14 protein-coding genes are annotated in these 17,110 nt (G+C 70.5%); 7 read left to right on the forward strand and 7 right to left on the reverse strand.

What is annotated here, in order from left to right; translation table 11 throughout:
* Positions 1-27 precede the first annotated feature (27 nt).
* Together I3V78_RS25815 and I3V78_RS25820 are read left to right on the forward strand one after the other, a co-directional pair.
* Positions 28-699 carry a YcjF family protein gene (locus I3V78_RS25815; protein WP_204491098.1) on the forward strand — a complete coding sequence of 224 codons (672 nt, stop codon included), beginning with the start codon at positions 28-30 and terminating at the stop codon, positions 697-699.
* A 48-nt stretch (positions 700-747) separates the two neighbouring features.
* Entirely contained in the window at positions 748-1,377 is a 630-nt protein-coding gene (locus I3V78_RS25820) for a YcjF family protein (protein ID WP_204491099.1), read from the forward strand.
* Positions 1,378-1,420: 43 nt separating this feature from the next.
* On the opposite strand, the gene I3V78_RS25825 is transcribed toward I3V78_RS25820, so the two are convergent.
* Positions 1,421-2,965: a substrate-binding domain-containing protein gene (locus I3V78_RS25825; RefSeq protein WP_204491100.1), complete on the reverse strand. Its 1,545-nt coding sequence runs from the start codon at positions 2,963-2,965 to the stop codon at positions 1,421-1,423.
* Between the two features lie 72 nt (positions 2,966-3,037).
* Here I3V78_RS25825 and I3V78_RS25830 point away from each other — a divergent pair, with 72 nt between their 5' ends.
* The 3 genes from I3V78_RS25830 (at position 3,038) to I3V78_RS25840 (ending at position 8,463) form a co-directional block, all read left to right on the forward strand.
* Positions 3,038-4,399 carry an MFS transporter gene (locus I3V78_RS25830; protein WP_204491101.1) on the forward strand — a complete coding sequence of 454 codons (1,362 nt, stop codon included), beginning with the start codon at positions 3,038-3,040 and terminating at the stop codon, positions 4,397-4,399.
* A gap of 165 nt (positions 4,400-4,564) precedes the next feature.
* Positions 4,565-7,672, forward strand: coding sequence for a TonB-dependent receptor (locus I3V78_RS25835; protein ID WP_476756492.1), 3,108 nt, complete (start codon positions 4,565-4,567; stop codon positions 7,670-7,672).
* A gap of 26 nt (positions 7,673-7,698) precedes the next feature.
* Entirely contained in the window at positions 7,699-8,463 is a 765-nt protein-coding gene (locus tag I3V78_RS25840) for a hypothetical protein (protein ID WP_204491103.1), read from the forward strand.
* Between the two features lie 42 nt (positions 8,464-8,505).
* On the opposite strand, the gene asnS is transcribed toward I3V78_RS25840, so the two are convergent.
* Positions 8,506-9,906, reverse strand: a complete 1,401-nt coding sequence (gene asnS / locus I3V78_RS25845) for an asparagine--tRNA ligase (RefSeq protein WP_204491104.1) — start codon at positions 9,904-9,906, stop codon at positions 8,506-8,508.
* Positions 9,907-10,042: 136 nt separating this feature from the next.
* On the opposite strand from asnS, the gene I3V78_RS25850 reads away from it, so the two are divergent.
* Positions 10,043-11,554: an amino acid permease gene (locus I3V78_RS25850; RefSeq protein ID WP_204491105.1), complete on the forward strand. Its 1,512-nt coding sequence runs from the start codon at positions 10,043-10,045 to the stop codon at positions 11,552-11,554.
* Between the two features lie 27 nt (positions 11,555-11,581).
* Here I3V78_RS25850 and I3V78_RS25855 read toward each other — a convergent pair whose 3' ends face one another.
* The 4 genes from I3V78_RS25855 to I3V78_RS25870 all read right to left on the reverse strand — a co-directional run bounded on the left by I3V78_RS25855 (position 11,582) and on the right by I3V78_RS25870 (position 14,578).
* The gene (locus I3V78_RS25855; RefSeq protein ID WP_204491106.1) at positions 11,582-12,661 is read right to left on the reverse strand and encodes a cyclic nucleotide-binding domain-containing protein; all 1,080 of its coding nucleotides are present in this window, start codon (positions 12,659-12,661) and stop codon (positions 11,582-11,584) included.
* Positions 12,662-12,822: 161 nt separating this feature from the next.
* Complete coding sequence (locus I3V78_RS25860) at positions 12,823-13,557, reverse strand: competence/damage-inducible protein A (RefSeq protein ID WP_204491107.1); 735 nt, start codon at positions 13,555-13,557, stop codon at positions 12,823-12,825.
* Between the two features lie 11 nt (positions 13,558-13,568).
* The gene (gene tmk / locus I3V78_RS25865) at positions 13,569-14,246 is read right to left on the reverse strand and encodes a dTMP kinase (RefSeq protein ID WP_204491108.1); all 678 of its coding nucleotides are present in this window, start codon (positions 14,244-14,246) and stop codon (positions 13,569-13,571) included.
* Complete coding sequence (locus I3V78_RS25870) at positions 14,243-14,578, reverse strand: hypothetical protein (protein ID WP_204491109.1); 336 nt, start codon at positions 14,576-14,578, stop codon at positions 14,243-14,245. The genes tmk and I3V78_RS25870 overlap by 4 nt, the downstream gene beginning before the upstream one ends.
* A gap of 105 nt (positions 14,579-14,683) precedes the next feature.
* Here I3V78_RS25870 and I3V78_RS25875 point away from each other — a divergent pair, with 105 nt between their 5' ends.
* A complete protein-coding gene (locus tag I3V78_RS25875) occupies positions 14,684-15,763 on the forward strand; it encodes a 50S ribosomal protein L11 methyltransferase (protein ID WP_204491110.1) in 1,080 nt (359 codons plus the stop codon).
* Positions 15,764-15,781: 18 nt separating this feature from the next.
* Here I3V78_RS25875 and thrC read toward each other — a convergent pair whose 3' ends face one another.
* Complete coding sequence (gene thrC, locus I3V78_RS25880; protein WP_204491111.1) at positions 15,782-17,110, reverse strand: threonine synthase; 1,329 nt, start codon at positions 17,108-17,110, stop codon at positions 15,782-15,784.

Raw genomic sequence — 17,110 nt, forward strand, 5'->3', positions numbered from 1 at the left:
AAGCAAACCCACGCAGGAGGCAGCCGCATGTCCGTCGAGACGCACAAGGTGGAGACGCCGACGCAGTCCCCCACGCCTGAGGTGAAGACGAAGAAGGAGCTGAAGCAGGAGGCCAAGGCCGCCAAGGCGGCGGCCAAGGAGGCGGCGAAGAACCAGCCCCCGGCACCCCAGCCCGTGCTGGGCTCGGCGGAGTCGCGCGAGCGGCTCAAGCAGGCCGAGGCCGTCGTTCGCCGCAACACGCTGTGGGCGGTGGGCGCCGGCGCGCTCATCTTCCCCGTGGTGGACGTGGTGGCCGCCTCGGCGGTGCAGCTCAAGATGCTCAAGGAGCTGTCGGACCTCTACGGGGTGAAGTTCTCCGAGGGCATCGCCAAGAAGATCGTGAGCTCGCTGCTGATGAGCCTGGGCGGCCTGGCCGTGGGCGTGGGCGCCGCCAGCCTCATCAAGCTCATTCCGGGCGTGGGCTCGGCGCTGGGCGTGCTGACGTTCCCGCTGGCCGTGGCGGCGTTCACCAACGCGCTGGGCCGGGTGTTCCTCATGCACTTCGAGTCGGGCGGCACGCTGCTCGACTTCGATCCGAAGAAGATGCAGGAGCACTTCAAGGCCGAGTTCGAGAAGGCCCGGGTGACCGTGGAGCAGCTGCGCAAGGAAGCGCCCCAGGCCGCCGAGCCGGCGGCTCGGACCGAATACAAGGCGACGTGAGCCGCGCGCTCACCCGCCTCCGCGTGAACCCAGACAGGAGTCCGAGGCATGTCCGTCGAGACCTTTGAAGTAGAGACCTCCACGCGGCCCCCCGCGTCCGAGGAGAAGACGCCAGAAGCCGTCCCCTCGGCGCAAGCCCTGCCGGTGACGCCCCTGATGGGCTCACCGGAGGCCCGGGAGCGGCTCTACGCGGCGGAAGCCATCATCCGCAACAACACGCTGTGGTCCGCGGGCGCTGGCACCTTCGTCATCGTCTTTCCGTACATGGACGTGGTGGCGGCGGCGGCCGTGCAGATCAAGATGCTCAAGAACCTCTCGGACCTCTACGAGGTGAAGTTCTCCGAGGGGCTGGCGGCCAAGGTGGTGAGCGCCATCGTGATGGGCATGGGCGGCGCGCTCGCGGGTGATGCGGTGATGCGCATCGTCAACTTCATCCCGGGGGTGGGCCGGGCCCTCAGCGCGGTGTCCGCTCCGCTCATGGCGGCGGCGTTCACCCATGCGCTGGGCCAGGTGTACGTCGTGCACCTGGAGTCCGGAGGCTCGCTGCTGGACTTCGATCCCAAGCAGATGCAGGGACGCTTCAAGGAGCAGTACGAGAAGTCCATGCAGACGGTGAAGGAGCTGCGCAAGGAGGTCATCGATTCGGCCACCCAGCGCTTCCGCTCCCCGCCGGCCTGAGTTCCGGTCCAGGCCGGAACGGAGGGACGCCTCGGGGCGTCTCTCAGTTCCGGCCCACGGCCGCCTTCCAGATGTCCACCATGTCCGCCAGGGGTTGTCCCGTGAGCCGGGGCGGCTCGGTCACTTCCAACACGGGCTGGACGCCGTGGCGGCGCAGGCTCAGGAACAGGTTGCCGTCCACGTCGTAGTCGAGCAGTGACAGGTCCGTGGCGGGACGGAAGCCGTGCAGGATGGCCTTCTGCTGCTGCTCCTTGCCGCGCAGGAAGGCCAGCCAGCGGCGCGCCGCGTCGCGCTGGACCTCGAGCTCCGGGCCCTGGGACTCGGGCCAGAGCAGGTAGGCCGGGTGCTCGTTGACGAAGGTGGGCTCGGGGTAATTGATGCGCACGTCGGGCCGGGCGCCCGGGTAGCGGTCGATGCGCTGGAGCAAGGGCAGCGCCAGGTGCTCGAAGGTCACCACGCCATCGAACTCCAACGGGCCCTCGTCGAGCATCCGCTTGGTGGCCAGCTCCGTGGAGCGCGGGAAGTTGGGCATGCCCGCCTGGCACCGCTGGAGCCAGCGCTGCAACTGCGGCTTCTTCGCGTCGAGGCCCTGGGCGAAGGCCTCGCGCAACTGCTCGTTGCCCAGCACCACGGTCTCCTGAGGCCCCGCGTCCTCCGCCTCGGTGCCTGCGTCCGCCTCGGTGCCCGCGTCGGCGGACGAGGCCGGGGCGGAGCGGCGCTGGCGGGGCGGCAGTGCGTAGTCGTAGGCCAGCAGGTAGAGCACCTCGAAGCCCGAGGTCGAGTACGTGGGCGAGGTGTGCTGGATCTTCACGCGATCCCACCGCACCAGCTCCTCGCGCGAGGGCAAGGGCCGCTCTCCGGCGGCGGGACGGGGCAGCCGCGCGGCGTTCTGATCATACCAATCCGCCCACCGGCCCGGGACCTGGTCCTGGAGCAGGGACGCCGAGGGATCCACGTCGCGCGGCACCAGGGCACAGAGCGAGGACATCCACGAGCCCTCGCGGCTGGTCTGCGCGGACAGGAGCGCCTGGAACATCCGCAGCCGGTCGTACCAGACGAGCACCACCAGGGGCGTGCGCACCAGGGCCGTCCGCGTGGAGGGCTCGAGCAGGGTCTCCTCCCGGCCGCGCGTCTTCCAGCGCGCCAACAGGTAGTCCACGTTGAGGTCATCCGTGGGGGCCCAGACGAGCGGTCGCTGGTTGCCGGAGAGCAGCGCATCCGCGGACTCCAGCCCGCCCATGGCCGTGAGCTTCACCTGGATGTTGGGGCAGAGCCGGGCGAAGTCGTCCACGGCCGCCTCGATCCACGCCCGCTTCTCCTCGCTGTAGAGCATGGAGAAGGCGGTGGGACGGCCATTGGGCGTGGGAGGTCCACACACGTCCTCGCGCATGGCGTTGACGGTCCCCACGTCCGCCATGTGCGTGGCGGGTGCGGGGACGGCGCGGGCGGCATGTCCCCAGAACCAGTGGTAGAGCCACCCGGCGACCACGGCCAGGATGAGCAGGAAGGACAGGACGGACCGCGGCCCGAGTCCCAGCTCGGTCCAGGACAGGGGCTTCGGGTCGTTGCCGTTCGAAGGGGTAGCCATGCAGCGGCCGATGATGCCGCCGCAATGCCTTTCTCGCAATGAATCCATGGGTGTGACTTCATGGAGTGCACGATGCAGCCCTCGACTTCCACGCCGTCCTCCCCTCGCATTCCGCTCGGCGCCTGGTACGGCCTCACGACGCTCATCCTCGCGTCGATCTGCGGCAACTCGGTGATGCAAGTGATGGCGTTGTTGACCGAGCCCATCAAACAGGAGCTGTCGCTGTCCGACACGGAGATTGGCGCGCTGCGGGGCCTGGGCGCGACCCTGGTGGTCGCCCTCGCCGCCTATCCCATCGGCTGGCTCGCCGACCGTGTGGACCGTCGGCGCATCTTCGCGGTGTGCATCTTCATCTGGTGCGCGGCGACCGCCGCGTCCGGGCTGGCGCGCGACTACGAGATGTTGTTCGTCTTCGCGATGGGCATCTCGGTGGGCGAGGCCGTGCTCGGTCCCGTCACCTACTCGCTCATCCCGGACCTGTTCCCACCGGCGCGTCGCATGCTGGCCAACTCCATCTTCTTCGTCTCGCAGTTGCTCGGCTACGCGGTGGGGCTGGCGCTCGGAGGCCTGCTGATTGGCGCGGTGGAGCGCTCGCACGCCGCGCTGCCGGAGGCGCTGGCCTCGCTCACGACGTGGCGCATCGTGTTCATCCTGGTGGCCCTGCCGGGAATCGTGCTCATCCCGATGATGCTCGCCATTCCCCTGCGCGAGGCGGCGCGGGGGGGCGCCCCGGGCGGGACGGCCCCCGCGGCGGTCCGGGACGGGCTGCTCGAGTACTGCCGTGCGAACGCGCGGACGCTGCTGTCGATGTTCGCCGGCTTCGGTGCGATTGGCGCGGCCAACTTCACCGTCTTCGGGTGGATCGCGGTCGTGATCGTCCGGCTGTTCAACGTGACCCCCGCCGAGGTGGGCGTCACCCTGGGCCAGGTCTTCGCGGTGGGCAGCGTGCTCGGCGTGACCGCGGCCAACCTGCTCGCCAAACGCATCGCGCGGCGCGATGTCGACGCCGCGCCGGTGCGGGTCGCCCAGTTGGGGGCGCTCGCCGCGTTGGGCTTCTCGCTGCTCTACCTGTTCGCCACGACGCCCACGCAGTTCTACGTCATCGCGACCTTGCAGATCGCCGCGTCGTTCGGCGGGCTCGCCCTGTCGCCCACCGTCAACCAGGGCATCGCGCCCGCGCGGGTCCGGGCCCGGCTGATGGCCCTGGGCGGCATGTTCTACGTGGGCTTTGGCGCGCTCAGTCCACTGGTGGTCGGAATCGTCTCCGATGCGCTCGGGCCCGAGCCCCGCAACCTGCTGACCGCCATGATGCTCGTCGCGGTGCCGGGCTTCGTCGGAGGTGCGCTGCTGCTGCGCTTCGGCGAGGGCACGCTGCGCCAGACCATGGAGACGGTGCGCGCCGATGACGCCGTGTTCACGGCCCCCGCGGGGTAGACACGGGAGTCGTGGACAATTGGGCGGGCTCGGCTATTTTCGCCGACGTTCAGGGTTCCAGCACACCCAGCGCGAGGGGGTTGCACCATGCAAGTGAAACGGATGCTCCGGGCAACCGGAGTGGTCGCGGTTCTGTCCGCCGCAACGGTGGCCCACGCCGACAGCGTGATTCTCGGCACGGTCATCGACGCCGAGACGCGCCAGCCGGCCCCCGACGTGCTCGTCACGGCCACCTCGCCCAACCTGCAAGGCGAGCAGGTGGTGGTGACGGACACGCAGGGCCAGTACCGCATTCCGCAGCTGCCGCCGGGCGTGTACACGCTGCGCTTCGACAAGGAGTCGTTCCGTCCGTTCGCGCGGCCGGAGATCCAGCTGCGCCTGGATCGCACCATCCGCGTCAACGTGCAGCTCCTGCCCGAGAGCGCCCGGGAGAGCATCGAGATCGACGTGGTGGCGCGTCCGCCCACGGTGGACGTGGGCTCGACGAGCACGGGCCTCAACGTCGATCAGGACTTCATCAAGCGCATCGCGGTGAACCGGCCGGGCGGCAAGTCGGGCGCGGCCCGCTCCTTCGAGAGCCTGGCGGAGCTGGCGCCGGGCGCGCAGAACGACATGTACGGCGTGTCCCTCAACGGCGCGACGTCGCCGGAGAACGGGTACGTGGTGGACGGCCTGTCCAACAACGACCCGGCCTTCGGCGTCAACGCGAGCCCCTTGAGCGTGGAGTTCGTGCAGGACGTGAACGTCATCACCGGCGGCTACATGCCGGAGTACGGCCGCTCGACGGGCGGCGTGCTCAACGCGGTGACGAAGTCCGGCTCCAACGAGTTCCACGGCTCGGTGTACGGCACCGTGACGCCGGGCGCCCTCGAGGGCACGCGCGCCCAGGTGGTCAGCGCCTCGTCGGTGCTCGCGGGCCGCAACGCGCTCAACCTCCTGGGGGACGTGGGCGTGACCCTCGGCGGTCCCATCCTCCACGACAAGCTGTGGTTCTTCGCGGGCGTGGCGCCCAACTACAACCGCTACACGCACACGCGCTCGGTCAACGCCTACCAGACGGAGATCGATCCGGCCTCGGGGACGCTCCGGGTGAAGACGGACGAGCGCGGCTTCAACCTGTTCACGGAGATCCCCGGCTCGCGGCGCGACATCGGGGCGACGGGGCAGAGCCTGCAGTACATCGGCAAGCTGACGTACCTGCTCAACGCCAACCACAACCTCTCGTTGTCGGTGACGGGCACGCCCTCCACGTCGGGAGGCAACGGCACCATCGCCATCAGCCCCCTGACGGGCCAGTTGCTGTCGCTGCTGCCCGGCAACCCCGACGCGGAGATCTTCTACACGCGGGCCACGTCGAGCACGACGTCCACCGCGCTGCGCTACTCGGGCGCCTTCGACGACAAGAAGCTGCTCGTGGACGCCAACCTGGGCTGGTTCCACCAGACGTCGGCCATCCTGCCGTCGGACGGCTCGGCGGTGGGCTCCACCACGGGCCTGGCGGGTCTGGCCACGGTCGTCTACAGCGCCCCGCGGCCCATCTTCTTCTACGAGCCCGACCTGGCCGCGGCGCGTGACCTGTGCACCCGCAACGGGGACACCACGGGCCTGCTGACGTGTCCGGTGTACTCGTACTACGCGGGCGGCCCGGGCTACCTCAACGACGCGAAGCTGGACCGCGTCCAGGCCAACGCCAAGGCCACCTACCTGCTCAAGGCGCTGGGCACCCACGTGCTCAAGGCGGGCGCGGACGTGGAGCTGCTGCGCTACAACAACCGCAAGGCCTACTCCGGCTCCGTGTTCCTGCTCGAGGCCACCAACGGCGCCAACTGGGTGGACATCCGCCGCTTCGGCTACCAGTCGGGACCGGACACGGCCATCAGCCTGCCCTTCCTGAACTCCACCACCACGAGCAACACGGCCGGTGGCTTCCTGCAGGACAGCTGGACCATCGCCCAGCGCGTGACGCTCAACGTGGGCCTGCGCTACGACGCCCAGTGGCTCTACGGTGGGGATGGCAACCTGGCCTTCTCGCTGCCCAACCAGATCTCCCCCCGGCTGGGCCTGGTCGTGGACCCGCTGGCCAACGGCCGCATGAAGGTCTACGCCAACTTCGCGCGCTACTACCAGCAGGTGCCCATCAACCTGCTGGATCGCGCCTTCCCGCCCGAGCCGCGCTACGTGGCCAAGCACTCCTCGGGCGTGGGCCGGTGTGATCCCGCCACCATCCCCACGCGGGAAGGACAGGCCACGTGCCTGGCCGACTCCAACCTGGAGCTGTTCAACGGCACGTTCGGCCCCGGCTACATCGATCCGAGCTTCCTGCACTTCGGCGGCAAGGCGGACCGGGTGCCGGTGGACCCGAGCATCAAGCCCCAGTCCTCGGACGAGGTGCTGGTGGGCGCCGAGTACGAGCTGCTCGCCAACATCCGCGCCGGCGCGCTCTACACCCACCGCTACATGAACTCGATCATCGAGGACATGAGCCGGGACGGCGGCAACTCGCGCTTCATGGGCAACCCCGGCGAGGGCTTCGCCCAGGAGTTCCCCCGGGCCACGCGCAACTACGACGCGGTGACGGTGTTCCTCAACCGCACCTTCACCGACGGCTGGCTGGCGCAGGCGAGCTACACGTGGTCGCGGCTGACCGGCAACTACTCGGGCCTGTTCCGTCCGGAGACCTTCCAGCTGGATCCCAACTTCAGCTCGGACTTCGACCTGCTGTCGTTGACGGAGAACCGCTCGGGCCTGCTGCCCTTCGACCGCACGCACGCCATCAAGCTGTTCGGCGCCAAGGAGTTCATGTTCAGCCGGGACCTGGGCGCGAGCCTGGGCCTGTCGTACCGCGGCAACTCCGGCGTGCCCATCAACTACCTCGGGGGCCACCCCATCTACGGGCTCAACGAGGCGTTCATCCTGGAGCGGGGCAGCGCGGGCCGCACGCCGTGGGTGAACAACATCGACGGCAACCTCGGGGTGAACTACCGCCTAAACAAGACGCAGATGCTGTCGCTCAGCGTGGACGTGTTCAACCTGTTCAACTTCCAGCAGGTGGCCACGGTGGACGAGGCCTATACCTTCCGCAGCGTGCTTCCCGTCGCGGGCGGCAAGCCGGCCGGAGGCACGCTCACCCCCGGGCAGGTCACCGCCTACGACCCGGCCACGGGCCTGCCCTCGGGCACGCTGTCCGAGGCGGACGTGAACAAGAACTTCAAGCAGCCCACCGCGTACCAGCCTCCCCGGCAGATCCGCCTGGGCCTCAAGTACACCTTCTAGTCCCCTGGACGATTGGAGCCATGCACATGCGTAGCGTGACCGCGATGATGCTGGGGGGCACGGCGGGCCTCCTGATGGGCTGCTCCGAGCAGCCCTCTCCCGGGTGCCAGGTGCAGGACGGGCCCTGGCATGTCGTCTACCTCCTGAAGAACCCGGCCCAGGCCGGCAGCTCGTGCGGAGGCCTCACCAGCGACACCTTCGGGGTGTACAAGTTCCTGGTTCCCGCGAGCGAGGATCCCCGCACGCCGTCGAGCATGGCGCTCAGGCCCCAGGCGGCGGTCTCGCTGGCGACCTACGTCGACGCCGCGGGGGTGCGGCAGCCCCGGGTGGACCTGACGCCCCCGGCGGACCCCACGAGCCCCACGGATCCCACCGGGGCGCTCCAGGCCTCGCGGGGGGCCACGGCCCTGTCCACGTCGTTCCCCAACGAGCCCGATGCCCAGGACGTGTGTCGGGTGCCGTCGTTCAGCCGCATCTCCCTGGCGGCGCGGGCGGTGACGGACGGCAGCGGCGCCGCCCTGCCCGCCCAGACGGTCGACTACCAGTTCAGCGACGTGTACCTCTACTCCTCGCCGTCGGCGCCGGGCGTGCTGTTCCGCGGCGCGCTCGTGTTCGGCGATGGCGCCTGCACGGCCGAGTACCAGGTGCTGGGGCTGTCCCCCGCCGTGCCCTGCACGACGGACGCGCAGTGCCGCGACCCCGCCACGGGCATCAACCCGGAAGTCGACGCGGTGTGCCTCCAGGGTGGGTGCGCGCCCAACCCCCAGACGCTCACGCTGTTCGACGAGTAGCGCGCGGGGCGCTCCGCTCGCGGTGAGCGGAGCGCCACCGGCTCAGAACTGCGCCGAGCCCGGCACGCGCGGGTACGGGATGGCGTCGCGGATGTTCTGCAGGCCGCAGATGTAGACGATGAGCCGCTCGAAGCCGAGCCCGAAGCCCGCGTGGGGCACCGAGCCGTAGCGCCGCAGGTCGCGGAACCACTGGTAGCCCTCGGGGTGCAGGCCGAACTTCTTCATGCGCTCGTCCAGGCGGTCCAGGCGCTCCTCGCGCTGGCTGCCGCCGATGATCTCCCCGATGCCCGGGGCGAGCACGTCCATGGCGGCCACGGTCTTCCCGTCATCGTTCATGCGCATGTAGAAGGCCTTGATCTGCTCCGGGTAGTTCATCACCACCACGGGCCGGCCCACGTGCTCCTCGGCGAGGTAGCGCTCGTGCTCGGTCTGCAGATCCTTGCCCCACTCGGGCGCGTACTCGAACTTCTTCTTGGCCTTCTTGAGGATCTCGATCGCGTCCGTGTAGTCGATGCGCTCGAAGCTCGACTGGATGAACTTCTCCAGGCGCTCGGTGACGCCCTTGAGCTGGCGCTCCTCGAAGAACTTCATGTCCGGGGCGCACTCGGTGAGCACGGCCTGGAAGACGTACTTGAGGAAGCGCTCGGCCAGGTTCGCGTCGTCGTTGAGGTCCGCGAAGGCGATCTCCGGCTCGATCATCCAGAACTCGGCCAGGTGCCGGGTGGTGTTGGAGTTCTCGGCGCGGAAGGTGGGGCCGAAGGTGTACACCTTGGACAGGGCCAGGCAGTACGCCTCCACGTTGAGCTGGCCGGAGACGGTGAGGTAGGCCTCCTTGCCGAAGAAGTCCTTGCTCCAGTCGATCTTCCCCCCGTCCGTGCGCGGCGGATTGACGGCATCCAGCGTGGACACGCGGAACATCTGCCCGGCGCCCTCCGCGTCGCTCGCGGTGATGATGGGGGTGTTGACCCAGAAGAAGCCCTCCTCGTGGAAGAAGCGGTGGATGGCCTGGGCGGCGGTGTGGCGCACGCGGGTGACGGCGCCGAAGGTGTTGGTGCGCGGGCGCAGGTGGGCCACCTCGCGCAGGAACTCCAGCGTGTGCTGCTTGGGCTGGATGGGGTAGGTGTCCGGATCGTCCACGAAGCCCAGCACCTGGACCTCGTCGGCCTGGACCTCGAAGGACTGGCCCTTGCCCTGGGACTTGACCAGCGTGCCGCGGCAGATGACCGAGCAGCCAGCGGTCAGCCGCAGCACGTCCTTGTCGTAGTTGGGCAGCGCGTTGGGCGCCACCACCTGGATGGGATCGAAGGTGGAGCCATCGCTCACGTTGACGAAGCTGATGCCGGCCTTGGAGTCGCGGCGCGTGCGCACCCAACCCCTCACCTCCACCTTGGTGTCCGGAGCGATCGAGCCCTCCAGCGCCTTCTTCACACTGACGACCTGCATGACGCGCCCTGCCTTCCTCGTACGAGTCCGCGAAGAAGGCGGGAGTTAGCCGCTCCCCCGGCCCGAGGACAAGCCCCATGACGCGGGAGGTGTCGTCCCCCAGGGGGTCCGGAACGTGCTAATCCGGCGGCCCTCCATGCGTTCCCTCTTCCAGCGCAAGCAGATCTCCGATCCCGCCGAGGGGTCCCCCGCCGGGGGGCTCAAGCGGGTCATGGGCACCAGTGACCTCGTCCTGCTCTCCATCGGAGCGGTCATCGGGGCCGGAATCTTCTCCACGCTGGGCACGGCGGCCGCCGGCGAGGTGCTCCCCACCGGCGAGGTGGTGCGCTATGGCGCCGGCCCCGCCCTGGTGCTGTCCTTCCTCCTGCTCGGCGCGGTGTGTGCCCTGGCGGCGCTGTGCTACGCGGAGCTGGCCTCCATGATTCCCCAGGCGGGCAGCGCGTACGCCTACTCCTACGCGACGCTCGGGGAGCTCATCGCGTGGATCATCGGGTGGGACCTCATCCTGGAGTACGCCGTGGGCAACGTGGCGGTGGCCATCGCCTGGTCCGGGTACTTCAACTCGCTGCTGTCCCCCTTCGTGCAGCTGCCCGGCTGGCTCACGCACGGCTACTACAACGTGCACGCGAGCTCGGATCCCGCCCTCCGCGCCCTCCTGGACACCGCCCCGCGCCTGGCGGGCATCCCCGTGCTGCTCAACCTGCCCGCCTTCTTCATCGTGATGATCATCACCGGGCTGCTCGTGGTGGGCGTCAAGGAGAGCACCCGCGTCAACAACGCCATGGTGGTGGTGAAGCTCCTGGTGCTCGCGCTGTTCGTGGGCGTGGGCGCCGCGCACATCCGCCCGGAGAACTACACGCCCTTCGCGCCCAACGGCTTCACCGGCATCCACCAGGCGGCGGCCATCGTGTTCTTCGCCTACATCGGCTTCGACGCCATCTCCACGGCGGCCGAGGAGACGAAGGACCCGCAGCGCACCATGCCCCGGGGCATCCTGCTGGGGCTGGGCATCTGCACGCTCATCTACGTCATCGTGGGCGCGGTGGCCACGGGCCTCATCCCCTACCAGCAGTTGCAGGCGGCCGACCCGCTGGCGCGGGCGTTCGACGTGGCGGGGCTGACCCAGTTCAGCTGGATCATCGCCCTGGGCGCGGTGGTGTCCATGTCCGCGGTGCTGCTCGTGTTCCAGTACGGCCAGCCGCGCATCTTCTACGCCATGGCGCGCGACGGGCTCTTGCCGCCCTGGGCCGCCCGCATCCACCCGCGCTTCCGCACGCCCCACGTCACCACGATGATCACGGGCGTGCTCGTGGCGCTCGGCGCGCTGGTGGCGGATGACGCGGCCACCTACGACTTGACGAACATCGGCACCCTGTCCGCCTTCATGATGGTGTGTCTGGGGGTGCCGGTGCTGCGGCTCAAGGATCCGCACCGCCCCAGGCCCTTCCGGGTGCCCTTCGTGTGGCCGGTGTCCATCGGCGGCGCCCTGGCCTGCCTCTTCGTGATGAAGGGCCTGCCCGTGCACGCGTGGGAGCGCTTCGGCATCTGGCTCGCCATCGGGCTCGTCATCTACTTCGCCTATGGCTACCGCCACTCGGTGCTGCGACGCGGCGCGGCACCGGTGGACCTGGGCGGCCCCCACGGCTGAGTCCGGAGGGCCCGGGAGGCCCCCGGCTCAGGAGCCCGTGGCCTCGTCCGGCAGCGGCGGCAGGAGGTTGGCGTTGCGCAGCAGGCGCTCGTGGCCCATCTGCACCAGGGCCTCGCGCACGGCGGGCTGCGCGAGCAGGTGCCGCTCGCAGTTGTCGTGCGACAGCCGCAAGAGCAGGCAGGGCGTGTCCGAGCGCACCGTGGCGGTGGCGTGCAGGCCGAACATGAGGGCGATCTCCCCGAACATGTCGCCCTCGCCCAGGGTGCGCACCAGCCGCTCGCCCTGGTCGGGGTCGCGGTGCAGCACCTGGCACTGCCCCTGGAGCAGCAGGTAGAGCGCGTCGGCGGGCTGCCCCTGCTCCAGCAGGGTGGCGCCCGCGGGCCGGGCCCGCAGCTCGAAGTCGTGCGAGAGCACCTCGCGCTGCTCGAGCGTCAACAGCCGGAAGAGCGGGTTGCTGCGCAGCACGATGTCGAGCAGCCGCTCGCGGTGGAACTCGCGCAGCACGGCCTCCACCGAGGGGTGCCGCTGGACGATGCGCGCCAGGCGCTCGCGCGTGAGCTCCAGCACCGCCGTGCTCTCGAAGGCGCGCACCGTCGCCATGCGCGGCACGTGCGACAAGAGCGACATCTCGCCGAAGAAGTCCCCCTCCTCCAGCACGGCCACCGTGCGCCGCCGCCCCGTCTTGAGCGTGCGCATCACCTCCACGCGGCCCTCCACGATGGCGAAGAGCGAGTCGCCCGGGGCGCCCTCCTCCACGATCGTCTCGCCCGCCTCGAAGTCGCGCAGCTCCAGGGACTCGAGCATCGTCTCCAGCTCGCCGTGGCCCAGGCTCGCGAACAGCGAGGCCCCCGGAGAGGGCCGGGGGTCCATGGACACGGGCCGGGGCACGGCGGGGCCCACGGGCGCGTGGGGGTCGAGCTTGCGCGCGTCGAGCTCCGACAGCAGCCGCCGGGAGGGCTCGTGGCCCGGCTCGAGGCGCAGGAGGATCTTGCACAGGGCGATGGCGCGCAGGGACCAGCCCTGCTGCACCCAGCGCCTCGCCAACTTCGCGTAGTCCGAGAGCTCCTCGTCGGGCGAATCGGGACGCGCATCATGCGGAGTGGACATGGTTTCGTTTTCCTCGGGCAGGCCTCGTCCCCATGAAACCCGGGGCGCCCGGGGCCTGTCCATCACCCCGCGCCGCGCGCGTGGACGCGACCACGGGGTTGTGTGAATGCACACAAGTGCAGCCAGGAAATCGGCGCTTCGAGAGGAAAACCCGGCGCCAGCTACTCGGTACGCAAGAGCGCGCCCTCGGGCAGACCCCGCTGGAGCCGGCCGACCGCGTCCTCCACCGCGGCGGGGTCCACGCTCTCCACCGTCACCTTCACCGCGTAGTCCAGCGAGGCGTCGAACATGGGGTAGGAGCCAATGGCCACGTGGGGCATGTCCAGCGCCACGCGGTCCAGGACGCCCGCGATCGCGCCCTCACCCACGCCCAGGTAGAGCATGCGCACATGCACGGGCGTGCCGCTCAGGCGCCCGAGCACCGTGTCCAGCTGGCTCCGGAAGAGCTGGGGCACCCCGGGCAGCAGGAACACCTCCTCCACGGTGAGCACGGGAAACCAGTGCCCCGGCTGCGGCACGAGCACCGCGCCCTCGGGCGCATCCGCCAGCCGCATCACCTCCGGGTGGAGCCGCCCCGAACCGCGCTGGTTGAGCAGCTCCACCATCTCCGGCAGCCGCACCACCCCGCGCCCCATGGCGAGCGCCACCGCGCGCACCGTCACGTCGTCGTGCGTGGGACCGATGCCGCCGCTGGTGAAGACGTAGCGGGCGCGCAGCCGCGCCCGGGCCACCGCCTCGACGATCAGGTCCACCTCGTCGGGAACGATCTCCAGCGAGCGCAGGGGGATGCCCACCTCGCGCAGCCGCTGGATGAGGTAGGGACCATTGGCGTCCACCACCTTGGCCGTGAGGACCTCGTTGCCGATGATGACCGCCGCCGCGCCCATGGGCTCCATGGGCGGGCAGTCTAGCGCACCGGCGCCTCGCGGCCGGGCTTTTGTCCGAGCAGCTTGCGCACCCGCACGAGGCACGCCTCGGTCACCGCCTCCACGGGCGCGTCGCCGTCGATGCGCACCACGTGCTCGCGCTTGCCGCGCAGCTTGATGGCCGCCGCGTACTGCCGGGAGATGCGCCGCTGCTTCTCCTCGGCGTCGAACAGCTCTTCCGGACCGCCGCGGGCCGCGCGTCGCCGGGCCGCCACCTCGATGGAGACCTCCACGAAGAGCGTCAGGTCCGCGGGCACCGCGTGGCTGTTGATCGTCTCCACCCACTCCATGGGCAGGGACGCGCCCTGGTAGGCGAGCGACGAGAGCACCGACCTGTCACTGAGCACCACCTGGCCCGCCTCGAGCGCGGGCAGCACCCGGGCCCGGAGGTGATCCGTCCGGTCCGCCGCGTACAGGAGCGCCAGTGTCTCCTGCGCGAGGGGACCCGCCCCGCCTGGCAGCACCAGCCGACCGGTGAGGGCCTGCCGGATGAGCACGCCCACGGGCCCGTCCGAGGGCTCGCGGGTGGTGAGCACGGCGTGGCCCTCGGCGCGCAGCACCGTCGCCAGGCGCTCCACCTGGGTGGTGGTGCCCGCGCCATCCAGGCCTTCCAGGACGATGAGCCGCCCGCGAGGCGGGGGCTTCGCGGCGGGGCTCACCGGGGCAGCGCCGCCGGCGCGTCCAGACCCAGGCGGCGGCGCAGCTCCAGCAGGGTCGCGTAGCGCACCAGCTCGTCGGCCAGCACCGTGCGGCCCTTGCTCAGGCGCAGCAAGCCGTAGACGGCGAGCCCCACGGAGGCCACGAGGCCCAGCCACGCCAGGTAGGGCGTCCGGGTCGAGTCCCAGAAGAGCTTGGCCGTCGCGCCACCCAGAATGAGGGCGACGACGAAGGACAGGCCCGACTGGGCGAAGAGCAAGGTGCTCTGGCGGGTGGACAGCGCCTCCTGGAGGCGCTCGAGCTGCTCACGGGGGTTCTGCGTATCGGCGTTCACGGGGCGGCGACCCTAGCGGAACACCAGGGCCCCGTCGAGTCGGCCGCTCCCCTCGTGACGACGGGCTCGTTGCGAGGGCGGGCCGGGACGGTGTAGGGCGCGGGGATGGAATCCACGCACTGGCGTTCGGAGAGCAACGAGCCCGCGCCCACGAAAGTCTCCCCGGTCGATGACCGCCTCACGGCCGACACGGCCCTGCGGCGGGTGCGGCGCGGCGAGTCCCTGCTCTACACGGGCGACTTCCACAACGCGAAGCAGCTCGTGGGCGCCATGGCCCGCCGGCTCCCCCCTCCCGCGTCGGCGCGCACGCCCCTGGACGCCTTCCGCGCCGAGCGCCGGGCCCGTCAGTTGGAGCACGAGACCCTCTCGCGCATCCTCGTGGCGCTCGACCGCGACTACCGCCTGGCGCTCAAGCGCGCCCCCGACGTGGCCGAGGCCTGCCGCCAGGTGTGGGGCGAGCCCGAGGCGGAGCAGACGCTCGTGTCCCTCAAGACGCTCACCGGCATGCTCAGCGCCGCGGAGTGGCGCCGCAAGGGCCTGGACGTGCCGGGGCTTACGGGCAAGCTCCACCCGCACTACGGCGTCTACCTGCCCACGCGCACCGACTACGTGGAGCTGTTGCTCTCCGTCTCCGACGTGAAGGGCCAGCAGGTGTTCGACGTGGGCACCGGCACCGGCGTGCTGTCCTTCCTCCTGCTCCAGCGCGGCGCGGCGGCGGCCATGGCCACGGACTGTGACGCGCGCGCCGTGGCCTGCGCCCGGGAGAACGCCGAGCGGCTGGGCCTGGCCAAGCGCTTCCAGGTGCTGGAGACGGACCTGTTCCCGCCGGGCAAAGCGGACCTCATCGTCAGCAACCCGCCGTGGATCCCCGAGCCGCCCAAGAACCGGGTGGACCGCGCCGTGTTCGACGAGGACAACCGCTTCCTGCTCGGATTCCTGGACGGGCTCGCGGCCCACCTCAACCCCGGAGGCCAGGGCCTGCTCGTGCTCTCGGACCTGGCGGTGCTGCTCGGGCTGCGCGCCCCGGACTGGCTGGAGGCGCAGTTCGCCCAGCGGGGCCTCGCGGTGAAGTGGAAGCGCTCGGCGCCCGCGCGCCACGGCAAGGCCAAGGACAAGAGCGACCCGCTCCACGCCGCCCGCTCCAAGGAGATCACCAGCCTCTACGCGCTCGTTCCCGTCGCGTAGGGCCCAGGCGCGCGGGGCTCAGAGGTCCGCGAGCGCCTCGCGCACGGCGTCGAGGTTCGCCGGCAGGTCCACGGGCGGGTTGGCCAGGCGGCTCGTCACGTCCGCCAGCGCGCCCTTGTGGTAGCCCACCTTGAAGTCCGGGAACTTGAGCCCGTGCGCCGTGGACACCACCGCCACCTTCGAGCCCCGGGCGATGACGCCCTGGGCCACGAGCTTCTCCAGCGCCGCGAGCGCCACGCCCGTGTGCGGACAGGTGAAGGTGCCCTCGCGGTCGGCCCGCGCCGCGGCGTTGGCCAGCTCGGACTCGGTCGCGTCCTCCACCACGCCCTCGAAGGCCTTGAGGATGCGCACCGCGCGCCGGAAGGACACGGGGTTGCCAATCTGGATGGCCGAGGCCAGCGTGCGCTGGGCCTGCATGGGCTCGAGCTCCGCGAAGCCGCCCCGGAAGGAGCGCAGGAGCGGGTTGGCGCGCTCGGCCTGCGCCACGGCGATGCGCGGCCGCTTGGAGATGACGCCCAGGGCGTGCATCAGCTCGAAGCCCTTGCCCAGCGCGCTCGCGTTGCCCAGGTTGCCGCCGGGAATCACCACCCAGTCCGGCGGCTCCCAGTCCAGGTCCTGGCACAGCTCGATGGCCACCACCTTCTGGCCCTCGATGCGCAGCGAGTTCATGGAGTTGGCCAGGTACAGGCCCGCGTCCTGGGTGACCTGCTGCACGAGCTTCATGCACCCGTCGAAGTCCGTGTCGAGCGACAGCACCCGCGCGCCGTTGGCCACCGGCTGCACGAGCTGCGACAGGGACACCTTGTCCTTGGGCAGGAACACCACCGAGGGGATGCCCGCCGCGGCGCAGTACGCCGACAGCGCCGCCGAGGTGTCCCCCGTGGACGCGCACGCCACCGCGCGGATGGGCACGCCCCGGGCGCGCATGTGCTTCACCGCGGACACGAGCACCGTCATGCCCCAGTCCTTGAAGCTGCCCGTGGGCGAGACGCCACACTCCTTCAGGTCCAGGCTCGCCAGGCCCAGCTCCTCGGCCATGCGCGGCAGGGGCTTGAGCGGCACCCGGCCCTCGCCGAGCGAGACGATGTCCCGGGCGGGCAGCTGCGGGTACACCCACTCGTGCTTGCCCCAGACGCCCGAGGCGTGGGGCAGCCGCGAGGCGCCGAAGCGCTGGCCGAAGCGGCGCTTCCACTCCTCGGCGGGCACCGTCTTGAGGGCCGCCACGTCGTGCGCCACCTCCAGCAGGCCCTGGCACTGGGGACAGCGGTAGAGGATCTCCAGCAGCGAGGCGCGGAAACCACATCCCTCGCTGCAGGCGTACGCGGCTTGAAAGTCAGAGGTGCTCAT

This window comes from Archangium primigenium, from assembly GCF_016904885.1.
In the GTDB taxonomy this organism is placed as follows: domain Bacteria; phylum Myxococcota; class Myxococcia; order Myxococcales; family Myxococcaceae; genus Cystobacter; species Cystobacter primigenius.

What these genes read in the sequence shown, in the direction of transcription:
- I3V78_RS25825 (WP_204491100.1), bottom strand. Translation starts at nt 2,965, where the DNA reads ATGGCTACCCCTTCGAACGGCAACGACCCGAAGCCCCTGTCCTGGACC.
- I3V78_RS25855 (WP_204491106.1), bottom strand. Translation starts at nt 12,661, where the DNA reads ATGTCCACTCCGCATGATGCGCGTCCCGATTCGCCCGACGAGGAGCTC.
- I3V78_RS25815 (WP_204491098.1), top strand. Translation starts at nt 28, where the DNA reads ATGTCCGTCGAGACGCACAAGGTGGAGACGCCGACGCAGTCCCCCACG.
- I3V78_RS25820 (WP_204491099.1), top strand. Translation starts at nt 748, where the DNA reads ATGTCCGTCGAGACCTTTGAAGTAGAGACCTCCACGCGGCCCCCCGCG.
- asnS (WP_204491104.1), bottom strand. Translation starts at nt 9,906, where the DNA reads ATGCAGGTCGTCAGTGTGAAGAAGGCGCTGGAGGGCTCGATCGCTCCG.
- I3V78_RS25850 (WP_204491105.1), top strand. Translation starts at nt 10,043, where the DNA reads ATGCGTTCCCTCTTCCAGCGCAAGCAGATCTCCGATCCCGCCGAGGGG.
- I3V78_RS25875 (WP_204491110.1), top strand. Translation starts at nt 14,684, where the DNA reads ATGGAATCCACGCACTGGCGTTCGGAGAGCAACGAGCCCGCGCCCACG.
- I3V78_RS25840 (WP_204491103.1), top strand. Translation starts at nt 7,699, where the DNA reads ATGCGTAGCGTGACCGCGATGATGCTGGGGGGCACGGCGGGCCTCCTG.
- I3V78_RS25830 (WP_204491101.1), top strand. Translation starts at nt 3,038, where the DNA reads ATGCAGCCCTCGACTTCCACGCCGTCCTCCCCTCGCATTCCGCTCGGC.
- thrC (WP_204491111.1), bottom strand. Translation starts at nt 17,110, where the DNA reads ATGAGCACCTCTGACTTTCAAGCCGCGTACGCCTGCAGCGAGGGATGT.
- I3V78_RS25860 (WP_204491107.1), bottom strand. Translation starts at nt 13,557, where the DNA reads ATGGAGCCCATGGGCGCGGCGGCGGTCATCATCGGCAACGAGGTCCTC.